General features: G+C 68.3%; 26 protein-coding genes and 1 riboswitch. Of the genes, 17 read left to right on the forward strand and 9 right to left on the reverse strand.

Translation table 11 applies throughout. The annotated features are described in order from the left end of the window. Position 1 precedes the first annotated feature (1 nt). The 6 genes from ACIBH2_RS03105 (at position 2) to ACIBH2_RS03130 (ending at position 5,975) form a co-directional block, all read left to right on the forward strand. Positions 2 to 1,333: a pyridoxal-phosphate dependent enzyme gene (locus ACIBH2_RS03105; RefSeq protein ID WP_397112835.1), complete on the forward strand. Its 1,332-nt coding sequence runs from the start codon at positions 2 to 4 to the stop codon at positions 1,331 to 1,333. 94 nt (positions 1,334 to 1,427) lie between these two features. Further along, complete coding sequence (locus ACIBH2_RS03110) at positions 1,428 to 2,297, forward strand: NAD(P)-dependent oxidoreductase (RefSeq protein ID WP_397112838.1); 870 nt, start codon at positions 1,428 to 1,430, stop codon at positions 2,295 to 2,297. Positions 2,298 to 2,426: 129 nt separating this feature from the next. Continuing rightward, positions 2,427 to 4,295, forward strand: coding sequence for a Na+/H+ antiporter (locus ACIBH2_RS03115; protein WP_397112840.1), 1,869 nt, complete (start codon positions 2,427 to 2,429; stop codon positions 4,293 to 4,295). Between the two features lie 161 nt (positions 4,296 to 4,456). Further along, positions 4,457 to 4,861 carry a hypothetical protein gene (locus ACIBH2_RS03120; RefSeq protein WP_397112842.1) on the forward strand — a complete coding sequence of 135 codons (405 nt, stop codon included), beginning with the start codon at positions 4,457 to 4,459 and terminating at the stop codon, positions 4,859 to 4,861. A 59-nt stretch (positions 4,862 to 4,920) separates the two neighbouring features. Continuing rightward, positions 4,921 to 5,547: a TetR/AcrR family transcriptional regulator gene (locus ACIBH2_RS03125; protein WP_397112844.1), complete on the forward strand. Its 627-nt coding sequence runs from the start codon at positions 4,921 to 4,923 to the stop codon at positions 5,545 to 5,547. 44 nt (positions 5,548 to 5,591) lie between these two features. Next, the gene (locus tag ACIBH2_RS03130) at positions 5,592 to 5,975 is read left to right on the forward strand and encodes a YybH family protein (RefSeq protein WP_397112846.1); all 384 of its coding nucleotides are present in this window, start codon (positions 5,592 to 5,594) and stop codon (positions 5,973 to 5,975) included. A gap of 138 nt (positions 5,976 to 6,113) precedes the next feature. Here ACIBH2_RS03130 and ACIBH2_RS03135 read toward each other — a convergent pair whose 3' ends face one another. Then, positions 6,114 to 6,302, reverse strand: a complete 189-nt coding sequence (locus ACIBH2_RS03135; RefSeq protein ID WP_397112848.1) for a hypothetical protein — start codon at positions 6,300 to 6,302, stop codon at positions 6,114 to 6,116. Positions 6,303 to 6,518: 216 nt separating this feature from the next. Then, a riboswitch (M-box (ykoK) riboswitch) is annotated at positions 6,519 to 6,688 on the forward strand. 211 nt (positions 6,689 to 6,899) lie between these two features. Here ACIBH2_RS03135 and ACIBH2_RS03140 point away from each other — a divergent pair. The 3 genes from ACIBH2_RS03140 to ACIBH2_RS03150 are packed head-to-tail and all read left to right on the forward strand — an operon-like array spanning position 6,900 to position 10,662. Next, the gene (locus tag ACIBH2_RS03140) at positions 6,900 to 7,607 is read left to right on the forward strand and encodes an MgtC/SapB family protein (protein ID WP_397112850.1); all 708 of its coding nucleotides are present in this window, start codon (positions 6,900 to 6,902) and stop codon (positions 7,605 to 7,607) included. Continuing rightward, positions 7,604 to 9,340 carry an ABC transporter permease gene (locus ACIBH2_RS03145; protein ID WP_397112852.1) on the forward strand — a complete coding sequence of 579 codons (1,737 nt, stop codon included), beginning with the start codon at positions 7,604 to 7,606 and terminating at the stop codon, positions 9,338 to 9,340. Before ACIBH2_RS03140 ends, ACIBH2_RS03145 begins: the two co-directional genes overlap by 4 nt. Before the next feature lie 14 nt (positions 9,341 to 9,354). Next, positions 9,355 to 10,662, forward strand: a complete 1,308-nt coding sequence (locus ACIBH2_RS03150; RefSeq protein ID WP_397112854.1) for a nitrate/sulfonate/bicarbonate ABC transporter ATP-binding protein — start codon at positions 9,355 to 9,357, stop codon at positions 10,660 to 10,662. On the opposite strand, the gene ACIBH2_RS03155 is transcribed toward ACIBH2_RS03150, so the two are convergent. Together ACIBH2_RS03155 and ACIBH2_RS03160 are read right to left on the reverse strand one after the other, a co-directional pair. Then, positions 10,663 to 12,237, reverse strand: coding sequence for a DHA2 family efflux MFS transporter permease subunit (locus ACIBH2_RS03155; RefSeq protein WP_397112856.1), 1,575 nt, complete (start codon positions 12,235 to 12,237; stop codon positions 10,663 to 10,665). A 73-nt stretch (positions 12,238 to 12,310) separates the two neighbouring features. Next, positions 12,311 to 12,487, reverse strand: coding sequence for a hypothetical protein (locus tag ACIBH2_RS03160; protein WP_397112858.1), 177 nt, complete (start codon positions 12,485 to 12,487; stop codon positions 12,311 to 12,313). 429 nt (positions 12,488 to 12,916) lie between these two features. Here ACIBH2_RS03160 and ACIBH2_RS03165 point away from each other — a divergent pair, with 429 nt between their 5' ends. The 3 genes from ACIBH2_RS03165 (at position 12,917) to ACIBH2_RS03175 (ending at position 15,650) form a co-directional block, all read left to right on the forward strand. After that, positions 12,917 to 13,312, forward strand: coding sequence for a cold-shock protein (locus tag ACIBH2_RS03165; protein ID WP_397112860.1), 396 nt, complete (start codon positions 12,917 to 12,919; stop codon positions 13,310 to 13,312). Positions 13,313 to 13,506: 194 nt separating this feature from the next. Then, a complete protein-coding gene (locus ACIBH2_RS03170; protein ID WP_397112862.1) occupies positions 13,507 to 14,598 on the forward strand; it encodes an ATP-dependent DNA ligase in 1,092 nt (363 codons plus the stop codon). Beyond that, positions 14,595 to 15,650 carry a DNA polymerase domain-containing protein gene (locus ACIBH2_RS03175; RefSeq protein WP_397112864.1) on the forward strand — a complete coding sequence of 352 codons (1,056 nt, stop codon included), beginning with the start codon at positions 14,595 to 14,597 and terminating at the stop codon, positions 15,648 to 15,650. The genes ACIBH2_RS03170 and ACIBH2_RS03175 overlap by 4 nt, the downstream gene beginning before the upstream one ends. 84 nt (positions 15,651 to 15,734) lie before the next feature. On the opposite strand, the gene ACIBH2_RS03180 is transcribed toward ACIBH2_RS03175, so the two are convergent. Continuing rightward, positions 15,735 to 16,154: an Hsp20/alpha crystallin family protein gene (locus tag ACIBH2_RS03180; protein WP_397112866.1), complete on the reverse strand. Its 420-nt coding sequence runs from the start codon at positions 16,152 to 16,154 to the stop codon at positions 15,735 to 15,737. Between the two features lie 155 nt (positions 16,155 to 16,309). Between ACIBH2_RS03180 and ACIBH2_RS03185 the strand changes: the two genes are divergently transcribed. Then, the gene (locus ACIBH2_RS03185) at positions 16,310 to 16,648 is read left to right on the forward strand and encodes a helix-turn-helix transcriptional regulator (RefSeq protein WP_397116790.1); all 339 of its coding nucleotides are present in this window, start codon (positions 16,310 to 16,312) and stop codon (positions 16,646 to 16,648) included. 78 nt (positions 16,649 to 16,726) lie between these two features. After that, on the forward strand, positions 16,727 to 17,674 hold the full coding sequence (locus ACIBH2_RS03190) for an endonuclease/exonuclease/phosphatase family protein (RefSeq protein WP_397112869.1): 948 nt from the start codon (positions 16,727 to 16,729) through the stop codon (positions 17,672 to 17,674). Here ACIBH2_RS03190 and ACIBH2_RS03195 read toward each other — a convergent pair. Beyond that, positions 17,667 to 18,044 carry a DUF4345 family protein gene (locus tag ACIBH2_RS03195; protein ID WP_397112871.1) on the reverse strand — a complete coding sequence of 126 codons (378 nt, stop codon included), beginning with the start codon at positions 18,042 to 18,044 and terminating at the stop codon, positions 17,667 to 17,669. The two genes, ACIBH2_RS03190 and ACIBH2_RS03195, sit on opposite strands and share 8 nt — an antisense overlap. A 181-nt stretch (positions 18,045 to 18,225) precedes the next feature. Here ACIBH2_RS03195 and ACIBH2_RS03200 point away from each other — a divergent pair, with 181 nt between their 5' ends. Further along, positions 18,226 to 19,989: a penicillin-binding transpeptidase domain-containing protein gene (locus tag ACIBH2_RS03200; RefSeq protein WP_397112873.1), complete on the forward strand. Its 1,764-nt coding sequence runs from the start codon at positions 18,226 to 18,228 to the stop codon at positions 19,987 to 19,989. 35 nt (positions 19,990 to 20,024) lie between these two features. Here ACIBH2_RS03200 and ACIBH2_RS03205 read toward each other — a convergent pair whose 3' ends face one another. The 4 genes from ACIBH2_RS03205 to ACIBH2_RS03220 all read right to left on the reverse strand — a co-directional run bounded on the left by ACIBH2_RS03205 (position 20,025) and on the right by ACIBH2_RS03220 (position 24,156). After that, complete coding sequence (locus tag ACIBH2_RS03205; RefSeq protein WP_397112875.1) at positions 20,025 to 20,699, reverse strand: TetR/AcrR family transcriptional regulator; 675 nt, start codon at positions 20,697 to 20,699, stop codon at positions 20,025 to 20,027. Beyond that, a complete protein-coding gene (locus tag ACIBH2_RS03210; protein WP_397112877.1) occupies positions 20,683 to 21,828 on the reverse strand; it encodes an acyl-CoA dehydrogenase family protein in 1,146 nt (381 codons plus the stop codon). Before ACIBH2_RS03210 ends, ACIBH2_RS03205 begins: the two co-directional genes overlap by 17 nt. 122 nt (positions 21,829 to 21,950) lie before the next feature. Continuing rightward, positions 21,951 to 23,414, reverse strand: a complete 1,464-nt coding sequence (locus ACIBH2_RS03215) for a DUF6301 family protein (RefSeq protein ID WP_397112879.1) — start codon at positions 23,412 to 23,414, stop codon at positions 21,951 to 21,953. Positions 23,415 to 23,457: 43 nt separating this feature from the next. Beyond that, positions 23,458 to 24,156 (reverse strand): TetR/AcrR family transcriptional regulator, encoded by a 699-nt coding sequence (locus tag ACIBH2_RS03220; protein WP_397112882.1) that lies wholly within the window; start codon positions 24,154 to 24,156, stop codon positions 23,458 to 23,460. 235 nt (positions 24,157 to 24,391) lie between these two features. Between ACIBH2_RS03220 and ACIBH2_RS03225 the strand changes: the two genes are divergently transcribed. Both ACIBH2_RS03225 and ACIBH2_RS03230 read left to right on the forward strand, forming a co-directional pair. Next, positions 24,392 to 24,613 carry a hypothetical protein gene (locus ACIBH2_RS03225; RefSeq protein WP_397112884.1) on the forward strand — a complete coding sequence of 74 codons (222 nt, stop codon included), beginning with the start codon at positions 24,392 to 24,394 and terminating at the stop codon, positions 24,611 to 24,613. Further along, positions 24,610 to 26,142 carry a hypothetical protein gene (locus ACIBH2_RS03230; RefSeq protein ID WP_397112886.1) on the forward strand — a complete coding sequence of 511 codons (1,533 nt, stop codon included), beginning with the start codon at positions 24,610 to 24,612 and terminating at the stop codon, positions 26,140 to 26,142. The genes ACIBH2_RS03225 and ACIBH2_RS03230 overlap by 4 nt, the downstream gene beginning before the upstream one ends. Positions 26,143 to 26,171 lie beyond the last annotated feature (29 nt).

The following is a 26,171-nucleotide window of genomic DNA, read 5'->3' on the forward strand; positions in this document are numbered from 1 at the left end:
CATGCGCTACGACCACATCACCGAACTCATCGGCAACACCCCGCTGCTGCGCCTGGACCCGTCCGTGCACGGGCTCGCACACGTCGAGCTCTACGCCAAACTCGAATCCTTCAATCCTTTCGGCTCGGTCAAGGATCGGGTGGCGTGGGGCATGATCCGCGACGAACTCGACGACATCATCGCGCGGAAACAGACCCTCATCGAGGCCTCCAGCGGCAATACCGCCAAGGCGCTGCGCATTCTGGGCGCTATGCACGGAATCGGGTTGCGCGCGGTCACCAACCGCATCAAGGTCGACGAGGTGCGCGAGCTGTTGCGGCTGTTCGGCACCGATATCGAGGAGCTGCCCGGACTCTCGGAATGCCCGGACCCGACCGCACCCAACGACGTGTACTCGGTGATCGAATCGACCATGGCCAAAGCGCCTGGGGCCTACCATCATCCGTCGCAGTACACGAGCGAGAAGAATATCGAGGCGCACTACCAGGGCACCGGACGCGAGATCCACGAGGACCTGACCCGCGACGGCATCACGCGCGTGGACTACCTCATCGGCGGACTCGGCACCACCGGCTCCACTCGCGGCGCGGCGACCTATCTGCGCAAACACAATCCGGAGCTGCGCACCATCGCGGTGGTGTCCGAGCGCAGCGACTTCATCCCCGGCATTCGCTCCGAGACCGAGATGTGGGATGTGGGGCTGTTCCAGCCGGAGTTCTACGACCGCATCATCGCCGTGGAGGCGGGCCGCGCGGTCGAGGCCACCCTCGCCCTCGCCACCGGCCACGGGGTGCTGTCCGGACCGACCAGCGGCGCGACCTACGCCGCCGCGCTGGATCATCTGCGCGCCGTGCCCCATGCGGACCCCGGCCGCCCGCTCGTCGCGGTGTTCATAGTGTGCGACCGCCTCGAACCGTACCTGTCCTACATCCGCAAACGCCGCCCCGACCTGTTCGGCGTCACCGACCGCCGCCGCCAACCCACCGCCGCCGAACTCGCCGCCGCGCCCCGCTTGTCCCCCGACGAACTCGCCGACCTCGACCGCACCGCGCGCCCCACCATCGTCGACACCCGCGGCGCGATGGCCTACCGCATCGCGCACGTGCCGGGAGCGATCAACATCCGCGACGACCAACTCGACGACATGTTCACCCAGGGCATCCCCTTCTCCCGCGCCCACCCCCTCGTCTTCGTCTGCCCCGTCGGCGAGCTCTCACTGCGCTTCGCCGCCCTGGCCCGCCGCGCGGGCTACGACGCGGCCAGCCTCGCCGGAGGCATCACCGCCTGGCGCGACAGCGGCAAACCCATGGAATCCGCGCCGCGCCTGGACTAGATGCACCGCGGTGACCTGTAGGTATTAGTTCCGCTCACCGTGCGTTGCGCAGACCGTCCTTGTTCGAGGTCGCCCACTGACGCACCGTGAGGACATGAAAACCGCTGTAACCGTCATCGGCCTGGGGCAGATGGGAACTCGCCTGGCCCAAGCCTTCCTGACTGCCGGGCACCCGACGACGGTCTGGAATCGCTCCCCCGCCAGGGCCGATGCGCTCGTCGCCGCGGGAGCGGCACGCGCGGCGACGGTCCAGGCCGCCGTAAAAGCCAGCCCGCTGATCGTGATCTGCGTACCGGACTACGACACGGTCCGGGAGGTCGTGCAACCGCTCGGCGAGCACCTGTCGGGGCGGACGCTGGTGAACCTGACCTCCGGCACCCCACAGGACGCCGAACGCATGGCCGACGTCGTCAACGCCCTCGGCGCGGACTACCTCGACGGCGCGGCAATGAGCGGAACCCGCCTCGTCGGCCAACCCGACGCGCTCTTCCTCTTCAGTGGTGCCCGATCCAGCTACACGGCGCACACGAATGTGCTGGTGGCACTGGGCAACTCGGTCTACCTGGGCCCCGAGCCCGGCCTCACCTCGACCTACGACACCGCCTTGTTCGGACTGGCCTGGGGCTCCCTCGTCGCCTTCTACCACGCCGTGGCCCTTGTCGAAGCGTCCGGTGTCGACCCCACCGCCTTCGCCACGGTCGCCGCCGGTCACATGCCCTTCATCACCTCACTCATGCCCGACCACGCCCGCCACATCACCGCCGGGAGCTACCCCGACGACGACGGCACCGTCACCGTGCACACCGCCGCCATCGACCACCTCATCGACACCAGCCACACCCGCGGTATCCGCGCCGATCTACCCGAACTCGTCAAAACCCTTCTGCTCCAAGCGGAACGGGCAGGCCACGGTGGAGACGGCATCGCCAGCGTCATCGAAACCCTGCGGAAGTCCTCCGAATAATCGATCACACCCTCGCGATACGCGGCTCGGCCGGGTGTGCCCGCCGGGGGCGCACGGTCGAAGGTAGGTGGGCTCGCCACAGGCTGGTCCGCACGTGGGCGGGGCGGGGGTGGCTGGCACCATGATCACGTGGAGATTGCCTTCGGGATGGTCGGGTTGGTGGCGGCGGCCGTGGCATTGGCCGCGTGCGCGCGGCGGTTCGGGTTGGCCGAGCCGCTGATCCTGACCGTGGCCGGGGTGGTGGCCTCGTATCTGCCGTTCGTGCCCGAGGTGGTGCTCGAACCGGAGATCGTCCTGCTCGGGCTGTTGCCGCCGCTGCTGTACGCGACGGCGATCAGCACCTCGCTCATCGACTTTCGACCCAAGAAGGTGTCGATCACGCTGCTGTCGGTGGGGTTGGTGCTGTTCACCACCTTCGCCGTGGCGGGGGTGGTGATGTGGCTGCTGCCGGTGCCGTTCGCGGCGGCGGTCGCCATCGGCGCGGTGGTCGCGCCGCCGGACGCGGTCGCGGCCACCGCCATCGCGCGGCGGGTCGGCATGCCGCGCCGGATCGTGACGCTGCTCGAAGGTGAGTCGCTGTTCAACGACGCCACCGCGCTGACCACGCTGCGCACCGCCATCGCGGCCATGGCCGGAACGGTCAGTATCTGGCAGGCGGGGCTGGACTTCGTCATCGCCGCCGGGGGCGGTGCGATCATCGGCATCCTGGCGGCGGCGGTACTGCGCATGCTGCGCCGCCGCATCACCGATCCCGTACTCGACACCAGCGTGTCGCTGCTCGCCCCGTTCCTGGCCTACCTGCCCGCCGAGAAGGTGCACGCCTCCGGCGTGATCGCGGTGGTCACCTGCGGTCTCATCCTCGGACACGGCGCACCGGTATGGCAGACCGCGGCGTCGCGCGTCGCCGAGCGCACCAATTGGCGCACCATTCAATTCATTCTGGAGAGCGCGGTCTTCCTGCTCATCGGGCTCGAGGTCCGCCATATCGTCGAAGACGCCTGGAACAGCGATCTGCCACACGGCACCCTGCTGCTCGTGTGCGCGGCCGTGCTGGGTGTGGTGGTGCTGTCGCGGCCGGTGTGGGTGTTTCCCTCCACCTATTTCGCGTGGCTGGTCGAGGGTCGGCTGCACGGCAAACCGAAACCGGCGCTCTCCGGCCCGGCGGTGGTGTCCTGGGCGGGTATGCGCGGTGTGGTGACGTTGGCCGCGGTGCTGCTGTTGCCTTCCGACACACCGGAACTGGCGACCCTGCGACTGGTCGCACTCGTCGTGGTCGCCGGAACATTGCTGCTGCAAGGTGTTTCGCTACCGTGGGTGGTGCGGCTGCTGCGGCTGCGCGGACCCAGCCGCGCCGAGGACGCGCTGCAGGCGGCGGCGCTGCTGCAACAGGCCACCGCCGCCGGGCTCGAGGCCCTCGACGCCAATATCACCGACGCCACACCCCCGCAGACCGCGGCCACCCTGCGCGAGCAGGCCGAACATCGCGCCCGCGCCGCCTGGGAGCAATTGGGCCGCTCGGAATCGCTGCGCGTCACCCCCAGCGGCGAATACCGGCGGCTGCGACTGGCCATGCTGGCCGCCGAACGCGAGGTGGTGCTGCGCGTGCGCGATACCGGCACCCTCGACCACGAGGTGCTCGAAGAGGTGATGGCCACCCTGGACCTGGAGGAATCCACCATCTCGCGGGTCACCGAGGCCGAGGACGACGACGCGGACCTGCTGCTCTCACCCATGGCCACCGGCGACTGCGACCATCTGCGCGCCGCACCGCACACCGTGGTCCCCGACACCCCCGACTCGTGCGCGGAATGCGTTGCCGAGGGCATGGTCTGGGTGCATCTGCGCATGTGCCTGACGTGCGGGCACATCGCGTGCTGCGACTCCTCCCCGGGCAATCACGCCTCGAAACACTATGCGAACACCACACATCCGGTGATGCGCAGCGTGGAGCCCGGCGAGAGCTGGCGGTGGTGCTACGTGGACGAACTGCTCGGGTAGCCAACCGATAGCTTGGCTGATCGAGAGCCGGTGCGGCCCAAGGTATTTCAGAACGCGTAGTCCGTTCCGGGCGTGTCGCTACCCCTGGACCTCGACACTTTATGGTATGCGCCAACGTCGGCGCGTAAACCATTCACCCGCTTACAGGGGAGATGATCGACATGGTCCGATTCCGGAAGTCGGCCCTCACCGCCACCACCACCTTCGCCGCCATGGCCGCCGCCGTCGTCCTGGCCGCGCCGAACGCCACCGCCTACGTCTCCAACGTGAGCGTCGCCTCCGGCAACAGCATCGGGCTCGGCAGCGCCCAGTACGGCACCAACTGCTCCCACACCGTCACGGTGGAAGGCAGCGCGTGGGAATCGGTCTGGCTGTACTCCACCAACGCCGGAACGTTCAACCCGCAGTCGTTCAACCTCGGCAGCAGCGGCAGGGCCACCTCCACCTGGACGCCGAGCAATACCGGCTGGACCGGTATCCATGCCTGGTCCTACGGCGGCGACCGGTGGACCTGGGTCAATGTCGGCACCGGCATCAACCTCGGCAGCGCCTGCGTGGTGCGCTGAATCGAATCCGGTGCCGGGCGTGGCGCACCCGCCCGGCACCGGGCACTACGCTTGTCCCGGTGCAGACAGGTCAGCAACCCTCCGACGCCGAGCCCCGCATCTGGGGCGGTACGACCCTCACCGAACGCCGTGAGGCCCGTCGCGCCGCCCTGCTCGACGCCGCCTTGGACCTGATCGGCGAATCCGGGGCGGGCGCGGTCACCATGCGCGCGGTCTGCCGCAAAGCAAATCTGACCGACCGGTATTTCTACGAATCCTTCAGCAGCCGCGACGAACTCCTCGATGTGCTCTACCGCCAGATCGCCGACGAGTTCCTCGAACCCATGACCGCCTACGCCGTGGCCGACGATCCCGCGCGCGATCGGGCGCTGTCGCAGGTGTTGGTGGACAAGGTGCTCGAGGATCCGCGCAAGTCCCGGCTGTTCCTGGTGGAGCCGTACTCCAGCACCGGCCTCGGGCAGACGACCATCGCGGTGATGCCTGCCTTCACCCGATTGATCCAGGACCACCTGTTCGCCCATATCGCCGATCCGACCTCCCGCCGCATGGCCGCGGTCACCATGGCCTCGGGCAATGCGGGCATGTTCTCGGCCTGGCTGGGCGGCACGCTGCGCGCGAGCCGCGATCAGATCGTCGACCATCTGGTCGAGACCATCGGCGCTTACCGGCGCATGTACCGCGACTGACGAACTCCGCGTGTCCGGCCGGTCGGCGGCGTAGCGTCGCGACCATGGACCGTACCGCCGTGTCGCAGTGGGTCGCCGCCTACGAACGGGCTTGGCGCACACCGGGAACCTCGTCGCTGAGCGCACTGTTCACCCCCGACTGCGAGTATCTGGTGTCGCCCTGGGCCGAGCCGCTCGTCGGCGTCGAGGCGTTGGCGAAGTTCTGGGAGGACGGCCGCGACGGCCCCGACGAGCCGTTCACCATGAGCTCGCGCATCGTGGCCGTGGACGGCGACACCGCCGTGGTCCGCGTCTTCGTCGACTACCACGCCGACGACCCCGCCCGCTGGCGCGACCTGTGGATCATCCGCTTCGACTCCTCCGGCCGCTGCGCCCACTTCGAGGAGTGGCCCTTCGCCCCACGCCAGCCCGACGGTCAGAGCACATGACCGATTGCGCCGACTCATGACGAAATTGGCCAACCGTCCCAGAATCCATTGCCTCCGACCCCATTCGGTGACAATGTGATCAATCACGCGACCAGGAGGCGAGACTCCGCCGCCTCCTCGTCGCGCCCAACGTTTCGGCTACTCCGGATTCGCGCTCGACAGCATGTCGTCGAGGAACTCGCTGGCGGCCTGCTTGCGCGGGCACGGCGGTTCACACGACGCGTGGATGGACACGATGCCCTCGGCGCGTCGGCGACTGATGGGGAACACGAAGCCCTTCTCGCAGTCGTCGTGCACCCAGTGGTCCCGGCCGGTCGTCGCTCCCACGACTGCCCCCTTGCGTAGCACTGCCGCTCGAATTCACTGTCTAGCACATGGATTGACCCGGCGGGCGCGGATGGCTCGAGCGGAATCGATCCAATCACGGCGCGCGGGACCCCGACACGACGGGCCACCGCCCCGCGCCGCACCGGTTCGTGGCCTGTGGCTCCGGTCACAAGGGTTTGCCAGCGGGCCGCTGGCGGGTGTTTACTCGCAGACGCAAGGTGCCATCGTTCGCTGAGGCTCCTTCGCGGATACAGGCTGGCGATCGTAAACGTCGAGAGACGCCACCGATCAGGACAGGTCTCCCCGGATTAAGGGGTGATCCCGACCAGCTCCCCACCCGGGGTTCACGCCGTGAAGTGCCAAAGGTCTTACGAGGAGCGGTACTCGATCCGGACGAATCGCCGGACCCACCCCATGGCATCGCATTGCGCCGCGCCGCGTTCGCGGAGATGGGAGGTGATTGCCGTGCCTGACGGAAGCGACACATACCCGTTGGTCGATTGTTCATACGGCGACACCTCCGCAATGCGCCCAGGAGTACGACGCCCCAGGTAGCGTGCGGTTTGCTGGTGCGCCGCACATTCTTGGGAGAGCGTCATGTCGACGTTGGAGATGCTCATTCGGCTGCTCGCCGGAGTGAGCCTGGGCGCGGTGATCGGATTCGAGCGCCAGTACCGGGCGCGCATGGCCGGACTGCGCACGAACGCCTTGGTCGCCGCCGGTGCCACCCTGTTCGTCCTGCTGTCCGCGCACGGATTCCACGGCGGGACCGCCGACCCCACTCGCGTTGCCGCACAGATCGTTTCGGGCATCGGATTCCTCGGCGCGGGCGTGATCCTGCGCGACGGGTTCAACGTCCGCGGGCTCAATACCGCCGCGACGCTGTGGTGTTCGGCGGCGATCGGCGCGCTCGCGGGCGCGGGCATGCTCGATGTGGCCCTGGCGGGCACCGTCGTGGTGGTCGTGGTCAACACCGCGCTGCGGGCGGCGGGACGGCGGGTGGACCGTCAGCCCGACGCCGGTGCCGAGCAGACCACGCAGTACTCGTTCGTGGCGGTCACCGACGACGCGCACGAGGCGCATATCCGCGCGCTGCTGGTGCAGTCGTTGACCCGCACCGATTTCCAGTTGGCCGCCATCGCCAGCTCCGATATCGGCGGCGGCAAGGTCGAGGTGCGCGCGGAGCTGCTCGCCGACCGCCGCGACGACCGGCAGATGGAGTCGGCGGTGAGCCGCTTGAGCCTGGAACCGCATGTGACCAGCGTCGGCTGGCGCATTCTGGACGGGACGGAGGAGCGCGAATGACCACCGTCGGCTCCTTCCCCACCCGCGGCGCGTTGGCCCGGCCGCGCTCGCGCTGGGCCGATGTCGCGGTGTTCCTGGCCGCGGCGGTGCTGATCTGGGTCGTCGTGCGGGTCTCGCAGGGCATGGCCGTGCCGTTCGACGAATCCCAGTCCCAGGCCGCGATCTCCACCGATCCGGCGCAGCTGCCCTACTACGCGGCGCGGTCACTGCTGCGCATGTTCATCGCCCTGGGCCTGTCGATCGCGTTCACCTTCGTGTACGCGACCGCCGCGGCGCGACTGCCGCGCGCGGAGAAGATCCTGCTGCCCACCCTCGACATCCTGCAGTCGGTGCCGATCCTGGGTTTCCTGTCCATCACCGTCGCCGGATTCATCGCCCTGTTCCCGGGCTCGTCGCTGGGGCTGGAGTGCGCGTCCATCTTCGCCATCTTCACCTCGCAGGCGTGGAACATGGCCTTCGGCTTCTACGCCAGCCTCACCGCACAGCCGCGTGAACTCGACGAGGCCGCCCGGAACCTGAGACTCTCACGCTGGCAACGCTTCTGGCGCGTGGACGTGCCCAGCGGCATGTTCCCGCTGGTGTGGAACGCCATGATGAGTTTCGGCGGCGGCTGGTTCTTCCTCACCGCGGCCGAGGCCATCAGCGTCAACAACCGCGAATACGCGCTGCCCGGCATCGGCTCCTATGTGGCCGCCGCGACCAGCGACGGCGACACCCACAAGGTGCTGCTCGCCATCGCCGTCATGATCATCATGGTGGTGGGCCTGAACGTGCTGTTCTGGCGGCCGGTCACGGTGTGGGCCGAGCGGTTCCGCTACGAGGACTCCAAGTCCGCGCACGCCCCGCGCAGCCTGATGCTGAATCTGTTGCGCCGCTCCCACATTCCCGGCCTGCTCGCTCGCGCGCTGGGCCCGCTGGTGTACCCGACCGACCGGGCCATGCGGATCTTCGGGCTGGCCGAACATCCGCTCTACGTGCCGGTGGTGCGCCGCCGCCTCGCCGATGCGGCGTTCACGGCGGTGACCGGTGTGGCGATCGTGCTGGGCTGTCTGGCGATGATCCGCTACATCCTCGACACCGTCGGCTTCGACGAGGTCGCCCACGCCGCCGGATTGGGTGTGTTCACGCTGCTGCGGGTGATCGTGGTGCTGATCGTCGCCAGCCTGATCTGGGTGCCGGTCGGGGTGTGGATCGGGTTGAACCCCAAAGTGTCCCGCATCGCGCAACCCATCGTGCAGGTGTTGGCGTCGTTTCCGGCGAACTTCCTGTTCCCGCTCATCACCGCGGTGCTGGTGGCGACCGGGGCCAGCCTGAACTGGGCAGGTATCGCGCTGATGGCGTTGGGCGCGCAGTGGTACATCCTGTTCAATGTCATCGCCGGTGCCAGCGCCGTGCCCAACGATCTGCGTGAGGCGGCGGCGAATCTGCGGCTGCCGCGCATCTTGTGGTGGCGCACACTGATCCTGCCCGCCATCTTCCCGTCCTTCGTCACCGGCGCGATCACCGCCGCCGGGGGCGCGTGGAACGCCTCCATCGTCGCCGAGATCGTCGAATTCGGTGACACCACCTTGACCGCTAAGGGTCTCGGCGCCTACATCGCCGAGGCCACCACCGCCGGTGATTTCCCCCGCATCTTCGTCGGCGTCCTGGTCATGTGCGTGTACGTGGTCGGCATCAACCGCCTGTTCTGGCGGCGACTCTACGCACTGGCCGAACGCCGCTACTCGCTGTGACAGGAGCATTTCCCATGACCCACACCACTTTCGGCGATGTCCTGTTGGAGATCGACGGCGTCGGCATGTCCTTCACCGCCGCCGACGGCGAACGCCTGCAGGTGCTCGACCACATCGACCTGAACCTGCACGACGGCGAGATCGTCGCGCTGCTCGGCCGTTCCGGCTCCGGCAAATCCACGCTGCTGCGCGCCATCGCGGGCCTGCTCGCCCCCACCAGCGGCCAGGTGCGCTACCGCGGAAAGCCGCTCAACGGCGCGAATCCCGGTGCGGCCCTGGTGTTCCAGTCCTTCGCGCTGATGCCGTGGCTGAGTGTGCAGGACAATGTGGAACTCGGGCTGGCCGCGCGCGGGGTAGCGCCGCGCGAGCGTCGTGAACGCGCCCTCGAGGCCATCGACCGCATCGGATTGGACGGTTTCGAATCCGCCTACCCCAAGGAGCTGTCCGGCGGTATGCGCCAACGCGTCGGGTTCGCTCGCGCGCTGGTGCTGGAACCGGATCTGCTGCTCATGGACGAACCGTTCTCGGCGCTGGAAGTGCTGACCGCGGAGAACCTGCGCACCGAACTCGTGAAGCTGTGGGCGACAAAGGATTTCCCCACCCGCTGTATCTGCGTGGTGACCCACAATATCGAGGAGGCGGTGCAGTTGGCCGACCGCGTGGTGGTGTTGGGCGCGAATCCGGGCCATATTCTCGCCGAGGTCGCGGTGAACCTGCCGCGCCCACGCGATCGCCACACACCCAGCTTCGCCGCCCTGGTCGATCACCTCTACGGCCTGCTCACCGGCCGCGATGCCGAAACCTCCTCGACGCGACCGGATCTCGGGACGCCGGTGACCACTCCCCTGCCCGACGCGTCGGTCGGCGGGATGGCGGGCCTGGTGGATCTGGTGCACCACGGCGGGGACCGGGTGGATCTGCCCGAGATCGCCGACGACCTGAATTTCGAACTCGACGATCTGCTGCCGCTGGTCGACGCCGCGGCGATGCTGGGCTTCCTCACCGCCGAGTCCGGAGATGTGCTGCTCACCGAGGTGGGCGCACGCTGGGCCACCGCCGACATCCAGGAGTCCAAGCGCCTGTTCGCCGCGCAGGCCCGCCACCGCGCACCGCTGGTGCGCACCATTTGCAGTGCGCTGGCGGGCAGTTCGGATCGCAGCGCCCGCGCCGATTTCGTGTTGGATCTGCTGCGCCGGTCCTTCTCCCCGCAGGACGCCCAGCGCCAGCTCGACATAGCGATCGACTGGGGTCGCTATGGCGAGCTGTACGACTACGACACCGATTCCGGCCGGATCACCGCGGACCCGGCCGCCGGACTGTGACTAGTGCGCCACCATCGCCGCTTCGGCCGCCTCCGGATTGGCGGGTTTGGTGCGTGGCAGGAAGAACGCCGGGATCAGCGTGACCAGCAACAGCACCAGCGCCACCACGAAGGTGTGCGCGAAGGCCTGCGCCGCCTGGTCGAGCCCCTCGGCCAGCACCGGCGGCGGTAGCTGATCGGCCACCGTCGGATCGAAATTGGCCGCGATGGCCGGACCCGCCAACGCGCGATCCTTCAGCAGGTTGGTCAACACCACCGAAATGACCGCGGTGCCAATGGATCCGGCGGTCTGGTTGATGATGTTCATCAGCGTGGACCCGCGCGCGACCTGCGCGTGGGTCAGCGTCTGAATGGCCGCGGTCATGGTCGGCATCATGGTGCAGCCCATACCCAGGCCCATGACGAACAGCGCCGTCAGCAGCAGCGGGTAGGAGGTATCGGCGCCGACCTGGGTCAGATACGCCATGCCGATCGACATGAGCGCGATACCGGTCAACACGATCTTGCCGGGCCCGATCTTGTCGACCATGCGGCCCGCGATGGGCATGGTCAACATGGCGCCCAAGCCCTGGGGCGCGATGAGCAGACCGGCCATCAGCGTGGACTCGCCGCGCACCTGCTGCAGATAGCTGGGCAGCAGCAGACCCGAGCCGAAGAACGCCATGGCGAACAGGGTCATGGTCAGCACCGCGTAGCGCAGCGACTTGTTCTGGAACAGGTGCAGGTCGATGAGCGGGTGTCGGGTGCGCAGCGCGTGGAAGACGAACGCCACCATGAGAATCAGGCCGATGATGCCCGGGATCAACACGCGTTTCGCGGCGACGGTGCCCGCCTCCGGAATGGAGGACACGCCGAACAGGAACAGTGCCAGACCCGGCGAGGCCAACAGCATGCCGAGGAAGTCGAAGGACTCCGAGGGTTCGGGCTTGTCGGCCGGGAACACCACCCACGCCAGGATCAGCGCCACGATGCCGATGGGCACGTTGATGAGGAAGATCAGCTCCCAGTGGTGGAAGTCGTCGATCAGCCAACCGCCCAGGATGGGGCCGCAGATCGGGCCCAGCAGCATGGGCACGCCCAGCACCGCCATGACGCGGCCGATGCGCTGAGGTCCGGCGGCGTGGGTCATGATCGTCATGCCCAAGGGCATGAGCATGCCGCCGCCGAGGCCCTGGATGACGCGGAAGGCGATGAGCGACTCGATGTTCCACGCCGTCGCGCACAGCACCGAACCGAGCACGAACAGCACCAGCGCGGTCATGTAGAGGCGTTTGGTGCCGAAGCGGTCCGCCGCCCACCCCGTGAGCGGGATGACGGTGGCCAGGGCCAGGGTGTAGCCGGTCATCGTCCACGCCGCGATGGCGTAGGTGGAGTGGAACTCGGCCTGGAAGGTGGGGATCGCGACGGTCACGACCGTGACGTCGAGAATCGACATGATCGCGCCGAGCACGACCACACCGGCGATCTTGAACACCCGGGCGTCGAGTTTGTCGTCGGCCGCACCGGCCGCATTGATATCCGGAGGTGATGTCACCGTTTCAGCCTGCCAGGTCGGGGGCCGGAGAACCAGCCACATTTCCAGGGTGAGTCGCCGCCCGCGCCCGCCGGATGCGGGGGCTCAGCGTCTCGCGGGTGATCTCGGGCCGTGCTCACGCGGGCGGGGGCGGCCAGCCGTCGTCGTTGTCGTAGAAGTTCTCGGCCTCGCTGTCGGCGAGCGCCTCGGCGCGCAGATCGAATTCCGTTGGGTCACCAGGGTTTCGCGGGGGTATCCCGGTGTCGTCACCGGGGTTGTCCGCGCGGTTCGACGGTGTCGCGGCTGTGCCCATGGCGGGGTCCTCTCGGTGCGGCGGAGTATCGGGCCGAACGTCGATCGCGCCTATCATACCGAGCGGTAGCAAACAGTGAGCAACGGCGTTGGATGACGGATCTAGCGCACGCCATGCCGCGAGTCCGCGCGGGGTCGGACCGTCCTACCCCGCACGCGCAAAGCCTAGGGTCCTACCCACGCGCAAAGCCCAGGGGCGCACCGCAACCGGGCAACAGCGCGCGCGGCCCTCGCGAAACCCGCACGGCCACAACCGCAATCGCGCCATACCTGCAACGTTTTCGGCGCGGGGAACGAAATGCCCAGCGGGGTGGCGCTTCAGGAGTCGAAGGCCATCGAATTTCAGGCAAACGTCCTTTTCGTCCGACAAGGGTCGGTTGGCGGGCTACAGTACCGGCAGAGGGACGCGGCGACGAGGAGCGGGTGTTAGGTGTCCATCGGGAAATTGGTGTCGTTCGACAGCTCTCGGGGGTTCGGATTCATTCGACCCGAAGACGGTGGTCCGGACGTCTTCGTCCATGTCAACGACATCGGCTTGGACGAGGACGAATTGCGGCAGGGGCGAGTGTTCGAATTCGATGTGACCGAAGGTGACCGGGGACCGAAGGCGATCAACCTCGCCCTGGTCGGCGGGGTGAGCGTGCCGGTACGACACAAGACCAAGGAGCGTGACCGCCCGGCCGGGCCGCTCACGGCCGAGGAGCATCGCCGGTTGATCACCGAACTGCTGCTCGACGCCAGCCCGGCGCTGACGGCCGGGGAGATCCTGACCATTCGCGATCGACTGACCGCCTTCGCCGATCAACACGGGTGGCTGGAGGGCTGAGCGCGCGTACGATTCGGCCTCTCGTTTCGGCCTCTTGATTCGGCATCGACTGCCAGTTCGCACGCACGGAAAGCTGCGTCCTCCTAAACGCCCGACCGGTTCGGTCGTACGATCTTGGGAGCCGTCGGAATCGACCGATTAGTTTGTGTCGGTCGCGACGTCTATCTGGGTGAAGCCCATACCGAGGAGGTCGTGTGGATCTGCCCGTGATGCCGCCGGTGAAACCGATGCTGGCCAAATCCGTCTCCGCCATCCCCGCCGAGCCCGGCCTGTTCTACGAGCCCAAATGGGACGGCTTCCGCTGCATCGTGTTCCGCGACGGCGACGAGATCGAACTCGGCTCCCGCAACGACCGGCCACTGACCCGGTACTTCCCGGAGCTGGTGGAGCTGTTGGCCAAGGCGCTGCCCGACAAGTGCGTGGTCGACGGCGAGATCGTGGTGGTCACCGAGCACGGCCTGGATTTCGACACCTTGCAGCAGCGGCTGCATCCGGCGGCGTCGCGGGTGAACAAGCTGGCGGTGGAGACTCCCGCCAGCTTCGTCGGGTTCGATCTGCTGGCACTCGGCGACCGCGATCTCACCGAGGAGCCGTTCGAGCAGCGGCGGCGACTGTTGGAGACCGTGCTCGACGGCAGTCTGTCGCGCACGCACCTCACCCCGATCAGCGATGATCCGCAGACCGCGCGGGACTGGTTCACCCGGTTCGAGGGCGCGGGCTTCGACGGGGTGATGGTGAAGGCCAAGGACCTGCCGTACCTGATGGACAAGCGGGTCATGTTGAAGGTCAAGCACGAACGCACCGCCGACTGCGTGATCGCCGGATTCCGCTGGCACAAGGACGGCGAGGGCGTCGGTTCGCTGCTGCTGGGCCTCTACGACGACAACGGCCGCCTCAATCATGTGGGGGTGGCGAGCAGTTTCACCGCGGCGCGGCGACGCGAGCTGGTGGAGGAGTTGGCTCCATTGCGGGTGAACGCGCTGGAGAATCATCCATGGCGGGATTGGGCGGATGCGGCCGCGCAGGCCAAAGCCGAGGGCAAGATGCCCGGCGGGGTGAGTCGCTGGACCGGCGGCAAGGATCTGTCGTGGGAGCCGTTGCGCGCCGAACTTGTCGGTGAGGTGCGCTACGAACATGTCATGGCCGGACGACTACGCCACGGAGGCCGCCTGGTGCGCTTCCGCACCGACCGCACCCCCGAATCCTGTACCTACGCACAGCTCGACGAGGTCGCGCCCGCCGAGTTGGCCGATATCTTCGCCGAGGCGAGAGAGGCGAAGCCGTGAGCGACGCGGTCGAGATCGAGGCCGACGGGCACACCGTCACCATCTCCAATCCCGACAAGGTCTATTTCAGCAAACGCGGTGAGACCAAACTGGATCTGGTGCGCTACTACCAGGCGGTGGCCGAACCGCTCATGAACACCATCCGGGATCGGCCGGTGCTGCTCGAGCGCTATCCCGAAGGGGCGAGCGGGAAGTCGTGGTTCCAGAAGCGGGTGCCGAAATCGGTGCCGGACTGGTTGCGGACCACGGTGGTCTCCACCCCCAACGGCACCACCAGCGACGCGCTCGTGGCGGCGGACCTCGCGCACATTCTGTGGGCGGTGAACCTGGGCTGCTTGGGATTTCATGTCTGGCCCACGCACGCGGGCGCCGAGGACATCGCCGCGCCGGAGGTCCGCGACGCGGCCGGGGAGGTCCTGCCGCCTACCGGGGTCACCGACGAATTGCGCATCGATCTGGATCCCTCGCCCGGTATCGGTTTCGACGATCTGCGCGCGGCCGCGATCGCCACCCACGAGCTGTGCCGCGAACTCGGCATCGACGTGCGCGTGAAGACCTCCGGTTCGCGCGGGCTGCACCTGTACGCGCTGCTCGAACCCCGGTGGGACGGGTATCAGGTGCGTGCCGCCGCCGTCGCGTTGGCGCGTGAACTCGAGCGCCGCCATCCCGAGACCATCACCGCCGCCTGGTGGAAAGAGGAGCGCGGCAGCCGCGTCTTCGTCGACTTCAACCAGAACGCCCCGCACAAAACGGTGTTCGGGGCCTGGTGCGTGCGCCCCAAGGTGGGCGCGCAGGTCTCCACCCCGATCGCGTGGGCCGACCTGGACGCCATCGTCCCCGATGAGCTCACCATCGCCACCGTGCCCGCGCGCGTGGCCGAGCGCGGCGACCCGTGGGCCGATCGCGCACCACAATCCATCGAGCCGCTGTTGGACCTCTCGGCGAAGGATATGGCCGCCGGACTCATGGACGCGCCGTGGCCGCCGGTGTATCCGAAGATGCCCAACGAGCCGCCTCGGGTGCAGCCGAGCAAGGCACGCAAAGCCGAATAGCCTTGGGGGCGAGCGGTGTTCGTCGCCTGATCGCAGGCAGGCGAATGCGCGGGCCCGGTGGAGCGGGCCCGCGCGGGAGACGGGTCAGGCGTCGATGGCCTTGTGCCCGTTGCCATGGGCGATTTCGATCTTGCGTGGCTTGGCCTTCTCCGCGACCGGAATGACAAGGCGCAGTACACCATCGGTGTAGTCGGCGCGAATATTGTCGGTGTCGAGGCCCTCGCCGAGGAACAGCTGGCGGCTGAACACGCCGCGGGGGCGTTCGGCGGAGATCATGTCGCGGTTCTGGTCCAGTGCGGGGCGCTGGGCGCGGACGGTGACCACATTGCGCTCGATATCCAGATCCAGGGAGTCGGGATCGATCCCGGGCAGGTCGAGTTCGACACAGAATTCATTGCCGTCGCGCCAGGCGTCCATGGGCATGACCGTCGGACGAGCCGCGGTCCCGAAAACCTGCTGAGTCAACCGGTCCAGATCACGGAACGGGTCGGTACGCATCAGCATGGCCGTCACCTCCAACTCACTCCAATCTCAACTGAGTGTCAGATTATCTGTGCCTCGCGGCATAGATTTTTTATAGCGCGCTGGGTCGATGATCGCAAGTGGTTAGAATAGAAATCTGTGATGATCCGAGGAGGTGAGCTGTGGTGGACCAGGCGATGACTTCCGCGCTGCCCGATCCGGGCAAGGCCGTGTACGGCATCTCGGTGGCCGCCGAACTGTCCGGCGTCGGCGTCCAGAGCCTGCGACTCTACGAACGACACGGACTGCTGACACCGAGCCGTAGCGACGGTGGGACGCGCCGCTACAGTGGCGCGGACCTGGCTCGGCTGCAACGCATTACGACCCTGCTCGCGGCGGGGGTGAATCTCGCGGGGGTGGGTCGCATTCTCGATCTCGAGGACGCCAACGCGACCCTGCACGCCGACAACGACCGGCTGCGCGCGGACAATCACACGCTGCGCACGCATCTGCGCACCTGGCAACCACCCGAGTAACCCCGTTTCGCCGCTGGCACGCCCGGGCGTCGGCACCTGGTGGATGCGGTGTCGGCGCGGCGTGTTTGGCTGTCGGTCATGAGATCGACAGTGGTGCGCCGCGGCCTCGGCGTCGTGGCGGGTGCGGCGACGTTGGCCGGGATCCTCGGGGTCGCCACGCATTTCAGCCGGTGGTCGTGGGAGCCGGTGGTGTTGGCGGCCTCGCTCGCGCCGTATCTGATGGCCTGCGCGCTGGTCGGCGTGGCCGGGTTCGCGGTGCTGCGGCAGTGGGTGGGGGCGGCGGTGGCCGTGGTGGTGTTGGCGGCGGCGGTGTGGACGCAGGTCCCGTTGTATGTGCGCGAGTCGGGCGGGGACGGGGTGACGGTGGTGGCCATGCAGGCGAATCTGCTCTTCGACGGCGCGGATCCGCGTGCGCTGGTTCAGGAGGTGCGCGAGCGCCGTGTCACGGTGTTGACCGTCAACGAGCTCACGCCGGTGGCGGTGGCCGAGTTGGGGCGGGCGGGGCTCGACGAACTGCTGCCGCACCGCTATCTGTCGCCGGGGCGCACCGCGACCGGCACCGGGATCTGGAGCGCCTATCCGCTCTCGGACACCGTCGAATTCGACGGGTACGTGCTCAATCAGCTGTCGGCGACCGCGACGGTGCCGCAGGTGGGGCCGGTGACGGTGTACGCCTTCCATCCGGTGCCGCCGGTGTACGGCACCGCGGTGTGGGCCGACGAATTGTCGCGGCTGGACGCGATTCTCGACCGCGCGCCCGTGGGGCGGCCCGCGCTGGTGGGCGGCGATTTCAACGCCACCTACGATCACGCGCGGTTCCGCGCCCTGCTGTCGGGGCGTTTCGGTGATGCCGCCGACCAGGCCGGGGCCGGACATCTGGTGACCTATCCGACCGACAAGGCCTATCCGCCGATGGTCGGGATCGACCATATTCTCGTCGCGGGCGGACACGCGAGCAGTGTCGAGACGGTCACGCTGCCGGGGGCCGATCATCGCGCGCTCGTGGCGCGCGTACACCTTAGATAAGGGTGGCGAAAAGCGCTGCGGCGGCGAGTGTTTCGATCCAGAAGTACAGCCAGATCGGATAGAACGCGACGGGGGCGTCGAGCAGGCGGGAGACGAGGCGGCCCACGGCCATCCCGGCCAGGGCGGCGGCGACGGTGACGACGACGCCGCGGCGCGTCTCGGCGAGATCGAGGGCCGCGACCGCCAGCACGGCGGCGATGGCGAGGCCGAAGCCGCCGTAGACGGCGCGGATTTCGGAGCGGCCGGGTGGGGTGTCGGCGCGTAGGTGAAACGGCCGGGCCAGGGCGGCGGGCGCGGCGAGTGCGTAGCCGCCCATGCCGAGGAAGGCGAGAGCGACGATGATGAGCACGACTGTCTGCGCTGTCTGCACGGCGGGGCCTCTTTCGTTCGGGTCACGCACGATGATCGCGGGCGCGGGCGGGTCGACGCTTCCAGAAACGTGCCGTCCGAACCCGGCCCCGACGGCGCGAATTCGGGGCACGCGGGCGCTCGTCGCGGCGGTGATTCGCGCCTGACCAGCGCGGGGAGTGCCAGCCGGTAGGGTCGGGCCAATGCGTACCAGTACGAGACTGCTCGCCCTGTTCGCTGTTCCGACGCTCGCGCTGACCGCGTGTGGAGTGTTCGGCGACAACACCACCGAGGAGATGACCTCGGCCGCCAACGATTTCGCCGACGCGCTCAACAACGACGACGCGGGCGCGGCGGGCGCGGCCACCACCGATCCGGGCCGCGCGTCGGCCGCCATCGCCAGCCTCTACGACGGGCTCGGCAAGGACGCGCGGTTCGAGGTGCGCGATATCGACGCCGACGCCCACACCTTCACCCTCGCCGCGACCTGGAAGTTCGGCAAGGACGGCGCGAACGAGTGGAGCTACACCACCACCGGCAAGGCCAGCGAGACCGGCGACGGCTGGAAGGTCGGCTGGGATCCCGCGACCGTCGCACCCGGGCTCGAGACCGGGCCGCTGAGCTACAGCGCGGTGTATCCGCCCGCGACGAAGGTCCTCGCGGCGGACGGGGAGTTGATGACCCAGCAGACCGTGACGCTGGTGAACCTGTCCCCCGGCGTGGACACCGCCGCGGTGGCGGCGCTGCTCGCGCCCATCTCCCCCGGCATCACCGCGCAGTCGTTGCAGTCCGATCTGGCGGCGGCACAAGGTAAACCGGTCACCGCGATCACGCTGCGCGAGAGCGATCTCGCGCCGATCCAGGCGGCGCTGTCGGCGCTGCCGAACGTCACCCTCGCCCCGCAGACGCGGTTGCTGGCGGTGGACAAGGAGCTCGCCTCACCGACGCTGGCGGGGTTGTCCGAGTTGTGGCAGTCGCAGGCCGACGCCGCGGCGGGTTGGGCGGTGCGCGCGCAGACACCGACCGGCACGCAGCGGGTCGCGGGCCGAGACCCCCAACCCACCAACGATATTCGCAGCACCCTCGATCTGGGGTGGCAGCGCGCCGCCGAATCCGCGCTCGCCCCGATCACTCAGCCCGCCGCCATCGTCGCGTTGCAGCCCTCGACCGGCAATGTCGTTGCCATGGCCCAGAATTCGGCCGCCGACGCGCAGGGTCCGATCGCGTTGACCGGCCTGTACCCGCCCGGTTCCACCTTCAAGACGGTGACGGTGTCGGCGGCGTTGCAGGCGGGCGCGGTCACCCCCGACAGCGTGGTCGCCTGCCCCGGCACCGCCGATATCGAGGGTCGACGCATCCCCAACGACAACAACTTCGACCTCGGGTCGGTGCCGTTGCACACCGCGTTCGCGCGCTCGTGCAACACCACCATGGGCCGCTTGGCCGTGGATCTGCCGCCGACCGCGCTCACCGACGCGGCCGCGCAACTGGGCCTGGGCATCGACTACGTGACCCCGGGCCTGACCACCGTCACCGGGTCGGTGCCCACCGCCGACACCCCGGCCCTGCGCGTCGAAGAGGGCATCGGCCAGGGCAAGGTCACCGCTTCCCCGTTCGGCATGGCCCTGGTCGCCGCCGCCCTCGCGCACGGCTCCGCGCCGAACCCGACGCTGGTCGCCGGGCAGCCGGGCACCCCCGACCGCACGCCCCCGGCGCTGCCCGCGACCGTCGCCGATCAGGTGAAAACCATGATGCGCGAGACGATCACCGACGGCACCGCCACCCAGCTGCGCGATATCCCCGGCCTGCTCGGCAAAACCGGCACCGCCGAATTCATCGACGACACCCACGCGCACGGCTGGTTCGTCGGCATCGACGGCGATCTGGCCTTCGCGGTGTTCGTCTCCGACGCCAACAGCTCTGGCCCGGCCGTCGAGGCGGCGGGACGGATGCTGCGGGCGCGCTGAATCCCGGGCGACCGAATCGGGGCGCGGGCCCCGATTCAGTTGCCGCGGTGCACGTTCGGGAAGGTCTGCGTCACCAAAGTGAGCAGCATGTCGGCGAGCAGGTCGTGGACCTGGGCGCGGGTGAGGCTGCCGCGCACGATCCACTCTCGGCCCGCGGCCTTCACCAGGCCGCCGTAACAGCGCACCAGGGCGCGCAGTTCGTCGCTGTGCAGCGAACCCTCGAGGCCCATCATGGCGACCATGCGGTCCGCGGCGGCGGTGTCGGCCTCGTCGAGAATGCGCTGCACCTCCGGGTCGTCGCCGATGCCTTCCAGGCCGGTGACCTTCACCCAGGTGTGGCCGTGTTCGCCGATGGTGTCGAGCAGCCAGGACACGCTGGCGTCCACGCGTTCTCGCGTCGTCCCGGTGGGCACGGCCATGGCCTCGGGGCGCGGCAGCGTCACCATACGGCGCACGACCGCCAGGTAGAGGTCGCGTTTGTTGCCGAAGTAGTGGTTGATCAGGCCGCGCGCCACGCCCGCGCGCTGCGCCAGTTCGGCGGTGGACACGGCCGCGTACGGCCGTTCGCCGAACATGTCGATGGCGCAGGCGAGGATTTGCGCGCGACGTTCGTCGGGTTCGAGTCGACGCCGCCGTGCGGGCGCGTCGGCGCCGTCGACCGGCACGGTGTCCGTCGACTCGACCGTCTCGGTCTCAGAGTGAGCGGGCAATGAGATCCTTCATCACCTCGTTGGCGCCCGCCAGGATCCGCAGCACTCGGGCACCGGTGTAGAGCTGGGAGATCGGGTATTCGGTCATGTATCCGTAGCCGCCGAACAGCTGCAGACAACGATCCACCACGATACCGAGTTGATCGGTCAACCAGTACTTCGACATGGCCGCGGTGGGGATATCGAGCTCTCCGGCCACGTGTTTGACCAGGCAGTCGTCGAGGAACACCCGCGAAACCTTGGTGATGGTGGCGCATTCGGCCAGTTCGAAGCGCGTGTTCTGCATCTTGAACAGCGTCTTGCCGAACATTTCTCGGCCCTTGGCGTAGTCGACGGTGAGCTCGACCGCCTTCTCCATCATGGCCACCGACATGATGGCGGTGACCAGGCGTTCCTGGGCCAGCATCTGCATCATCTGGTAGAAGCCCTGGCCCTCGGCCGAGCCCAGCAGGTTCGAGGCGGGCACGCGCAGGCCGTCGAAGAACAGCTCCGCGGTGTCCTGGCCCTTGCCGCCGATCTTGGACAGGATGCGCCCGCGCTTGAACCCGGGCGTCTCGTCGCTCACCTCGGCGAAGATCAGCGACACACCCGCCGCGCCCAGGCTCGGATCGGTCTTGGCGGCGATGATGATGCCGTCGCAGAGCCAGCCGTTGGAGATGAAGATCTTCGACCCGGTGATGACGTACTCGTCGCCGTCGCGCACCGCACGGGTCTTGATGTTCTGCAGATCCGAGCCCGTCCCCGGTTCGGTCATACCGATGGACAGCACCATCTCACCGCTGGCCGCCTTGGGCAGCACCCGCCGCTTGAGCTCCTCGGACCCGAATTCGTGCACATACGGCGCGATGATCGAGGAGTGCACGGGCATCCCCATCGCCCCGTCCCCGGTATGGCACTGCGCCTCGATGATGGCCGCCTCGTGCGCGAAGGTCCCCCCACCCCCGCCGTACTCCGCCGGAATCGCCGCACACAGCAACCCCAATTCCCCCGCGCGCCGGTACAACTCGCGATCCGGATGCCCCTGCTCGATGAACTTCTCCTCGTGCGGAACCACCTCCTTCTCGAAGAAGGTGGTAGCCAATCCGCGTACCGCCTCGACCTCATCGTCGCTCCATGCGGGCCGTGTCATCGTCGCATCCTCCACTCACGCGCGCCGCCAGTCCGGCGCTGTCGGACACCAGCGTGCAGGGTTATTGGCACAATGTCAACGACTTGCTGGCCTGGCGTCAACAGGCTTCGGTACGCGGGCGGTTACGGGGCCTCCCGCGTGTCCACCGCCAAGCCCAATCGAAGGTCCCACAGCTGCTGCGGCTTACTCGACGCGAACGCGTAGTACCGCAACCGCTCCGGCGTATCCACCACCGCCCGCACCGCGGCCTTGACGAGGGCGACCACCTGTTCGGCACCGGCACGACCGGGCGGGAAGTCGTAGAACGCGATCTCGCCATCGGACGCGTCCCGCACCTCCACCCGCGCCTCGGTCCCCGAAAACCAGCCCTGCGCAACGAAACCCGGGTCGGTCTCCTGGGTGATCACCCAGACGATCGTGGTCGCGAAGCGGAACAGCACCGGCAGATCAGCGCCGAGGGACCCGAAGACATCGTCGAGCCGCTCCTCGAAATCGTCCCAATCGCGCGACCGAGGCGCGCCCGGGAAGTACATGCCGGAAATATCGGATCGATCGGCATCGCGATCGGGCCGAACTCGCCACCGGAACGCCGGTTCCCACTGCTCGTCGTACTCCGACCAGGTGTAGTCCTCGTTCTCGGTGGCTTCGGTGGGTCGCAGCGCCAATTCCAGCGAACCCGATCCCAGCCACGCCAGCCGCCGCGACAACGTCACCGTCACCGGCCCCCGCCGCCACGTCGCCAACGCGCCCGGCCCACCGACGAACGAGGGCGCGCCCAGCTCCCGCACACACAGGTCCAGCGCGGTGAGATACGCGATCCGCAACACATTCTCGGGCACCCGGTGGGACAGCCGCACACTGCGGTATTCGCCGAATCGGTAGCGCCGATCGTCGTCGTCGCTGCGTGTCACCCACAGCGATGACGAATCGGATTTCGCCCGCAGCGCCTCGGGTTCGCTCGTAGTGACCGGCGGCCACCCGATCGCCGCGAGCACACCTTCCATCTCCGCACGCGACCACGACCCCGGATCGGCGTGCGCGAGAGACGAAATAGCCGCAGCGCACCTGCGCCACTCCTCGGAGGAGGTGAAGACGGTGATCGCGTGCTGCTCTCGGGCGCTCACCCGCTCCCGTTCCGCGGGCGCGGCAAGCCACAGTTCGACCGACCGCTCCTGCGGCACGACACCGATCACCACGTTCGGAAACACCCAGCCGTTACCGAACTCAGCCAGCACCGTCCATTCGGTCGGCGGCTCCCAACGCTGCCATACCCCGAGAGTCAGGCGGTGGAACGCGGCCGCCACCGCGGGCCCGGGATCCGCCTCGGCGTCGAGGGTGTCGGCGATCGTGACCACGATGCGGTCGATGCGCCCGTCCGTGCCGACAATGCGCGCCCGAGGCCGCTCCACCGCCAGGCCGGTCGCCAATTCGAACTGCCCGTCCGTCTCCGACCGTGCCGGTTCGCTCCAGCCGAATCCCGCACCGAAACGCTCGACATCCGACAGCGTCCACGTCCAGTCGAATAGCTTTGCCGCTTCGGCTATTTCGCGCGCCCCGTCGCGGTCCACCCGCATCTCCACTCCCACGACGCGAGCCTAGCGCCCGACCCCGACACCGCCGGGGGTCGGATCACTCGCCGTCGGAACGCGCGGTGTTCACCTCGGCGAGCGTGGTGAAGATCGGGGTGTCGGGGTCGGCGTGGATGCCCTGGCGGCGGAGGAAGCCGTCGATGAGGTCCCAGACCAGATCGGCTGTGCGGTCGATGAATTCGGCGGTCTGGGGCGGGGTGGGGGTGGCGGTGTCCGAGAGCCACAGGTCGCTGACCGAGACGACGACGCCGATCAGGGCTCGGGAGAGGTAGTCGATGCCGGTGGTGTCGATGGGGACCGCTTCGGCGACCGTGGTGGCCATTGTGGTGAGTTTGCGGGCGGCGTCGCGGCCCAGGTCGACCTGGAGGACCGCGCCGTCGGCCTGTTGCAGCATGGGGGCCTGGCCGAGGTAGCGGAAGACGTTGGGGTGCTCCAGGATTCCGGCGGCGTAGGCGGTGAAGACGCGGCGCAGGGCGGTGCGCGGGGGCTGGAGCATGAGGGTCATGTCGGTGCCCGCGGCGGCGAAGGCCAGGCGGGTCATGCGGTCGGCGATCTCGGCGTAGAGATCGGCCTTGTCGGCGAACTGGCGGTACAGCCGCGGCTTGGTGATGGCCGCCTCGCGGGCGATGTCGTCCATGCTCGGACGCGGGCCGTCACGATCGATCACCCGGATCGCGGCATCCACGATCGCATCCCGCGTAATCGTGCGCGGGGCCGAACCGGAACTGATACGCGCCACGACCAGCACCATACACGTACCGGTAGTACGAGCCCAGACCGACAACCGACCACCCGTTTCACCCAGACCCGACCGGGTAGTCGAGTGACTGAAGCCACACCGAGCACCGGCAACACGGCATTGATTTCACGCCGACCGTACTGCCAGTATCGAAACGCGTACCGGCAGTACGCCGCCGGTGTGGCGAGGGGTCCCACCGGCGCATCCGCCGGTCCCACGGAAAACGATCCGAAAGATGCCGATGTCCGACGCAGCACGCCAACTCAGCACCACCCTCCACGCGCCACTCCCCGACGCCTTCACCCAACTCGGCGACCCCGAACTCACCGAACTACACCGCCTGCTCACCGAGGCCATCCAGCAACGCACCGCCAACCTCGACCACGCCATCAACACCTCCCTCGACTTCGTGCCGCGCCTCATGCGCCCGGCCGTCAAGAAAGCACTCGGCCTGTGAGCGAACACCTCGTCGCCGTCGCGGAGACCACCAAACTCGCCCGCGTCCTCGGCATCACCGACCCCACCGAACTCGACTTCCTCGTCGACCTACCCCCCGCCGCCATCCGCGAATTCCGCGAACGCGCCACCGACCTGCTCTTCGACGCCGACGCCAAACGCCTCAAAGGCGTCGCCGCCGCCAGCAAACTCGTCCCCCTCTCCATCAGCGCCAAAGTCGCCGAACGCGCCTTCGGCCCCGTCCTGTGCGCCGCCACCGCCAGCACCGTCGACCCGCAACGCGCCATCGACATCGCCAAAGCCCTCCCCGCGCGCTTCCTCGCCGAATGCGCCGTCCAACTCGACCCGCGCCGCACCGCCGACATCATCGCCGCCGTACCCCCGACAATGGTCGCCGACGTCGCCCGCGAACTCCTCGCCCGCGGCGACCACATCACCATGGGCCGCTTCGTCCACGTCGTCCCCGAACCCGCCCTGCGCGCGGCCGCGCCCATCATGAGCGACACCGACCTGCTGCGCATCGCCTTCCTGCTCGAAGACAAAACCGCCATCGACAACGTCCTACACGTCGTCTCCGACCGCGTCCCCGGAGTCATCCGCGCCGCCGCCGAACAAGACATGTGGGCCGAAGGCATCGACCTGCTCGACTCCATCGCCCCACACCACCGCGCCTGGATCGGCGATACCGCCGCCGAACTCGGCGGTGACGTCCTCGACGCCCTCATCGACGCCGTCCACGACCTCGACGCCTGGACCACCCTGCTGCCCATCACCAGCGCCATGAGCCACGACAGCCTGCGCGTATTCGCCGAACGCCCCGCCGTCCACGACGAACACGTCCTCACCGCCATCATGGACACCGCCCTCGACCACGGCCAATGGCCCAACCTGCTGCCCCTCGCACCCCACCTGGCCGAACAGCAGCTCGAATTCATCGCCGCCCGCGTCGCCGCCGAACCCGACGAACGCCTCACCGACCTCATCCGCGACGCCGACACCGCCGGACTCTGGGACGCCATGATCCCCCTCGCACTGGCCATGACCGACGAACACCGCCGCCGCATGGCCGCCCTGCCCGTCATGACCGAACCCGACATCCTGCGCGCCGTCATCACCAGCACCGCCGAACACGAACTCTGGTCGCACGCACTGCCTTTGGTCGACGCCCTCCCCGACACCGCCACCCCGATCCTCGCCTCCTGCCTCGGCGACCTCACCCGCGACCAGCTACTCACCGGCCTGCTCACCGCCGCCCGCGGCGACAATATCCACACCCTCGTCGACATCGCCCTCGCCCAAGACCCCGACGGCCGCGCCCGCGTCCTCACACTCATCGACGGCCTCGACGACCTCGACGAATTCCTCACCGCCCTCACCCCCGACACCCCCGACGTGGTCTGGCAAGCCCTCGTCGACGTCCGCGACGAAATCCCCCACAAACTCCTCGGCCTACTCGCCGAACGAGCCCGCGAACTCGGCCACGACACCACCGCCACCCAACTCGAACCCGCCACCGCCACAGCCGAATAGCGCACCCCCGGCCACCACGGTGGCCGGGA

It is taken from the genome of Nocardia sp. NPDC050406, assembly GCF_044459025.1.
GTDB lineage: Bacteria > Actinomycetota > Actinomycetes > Mycobacteriales > Mycobacteriaceae > Nocardia.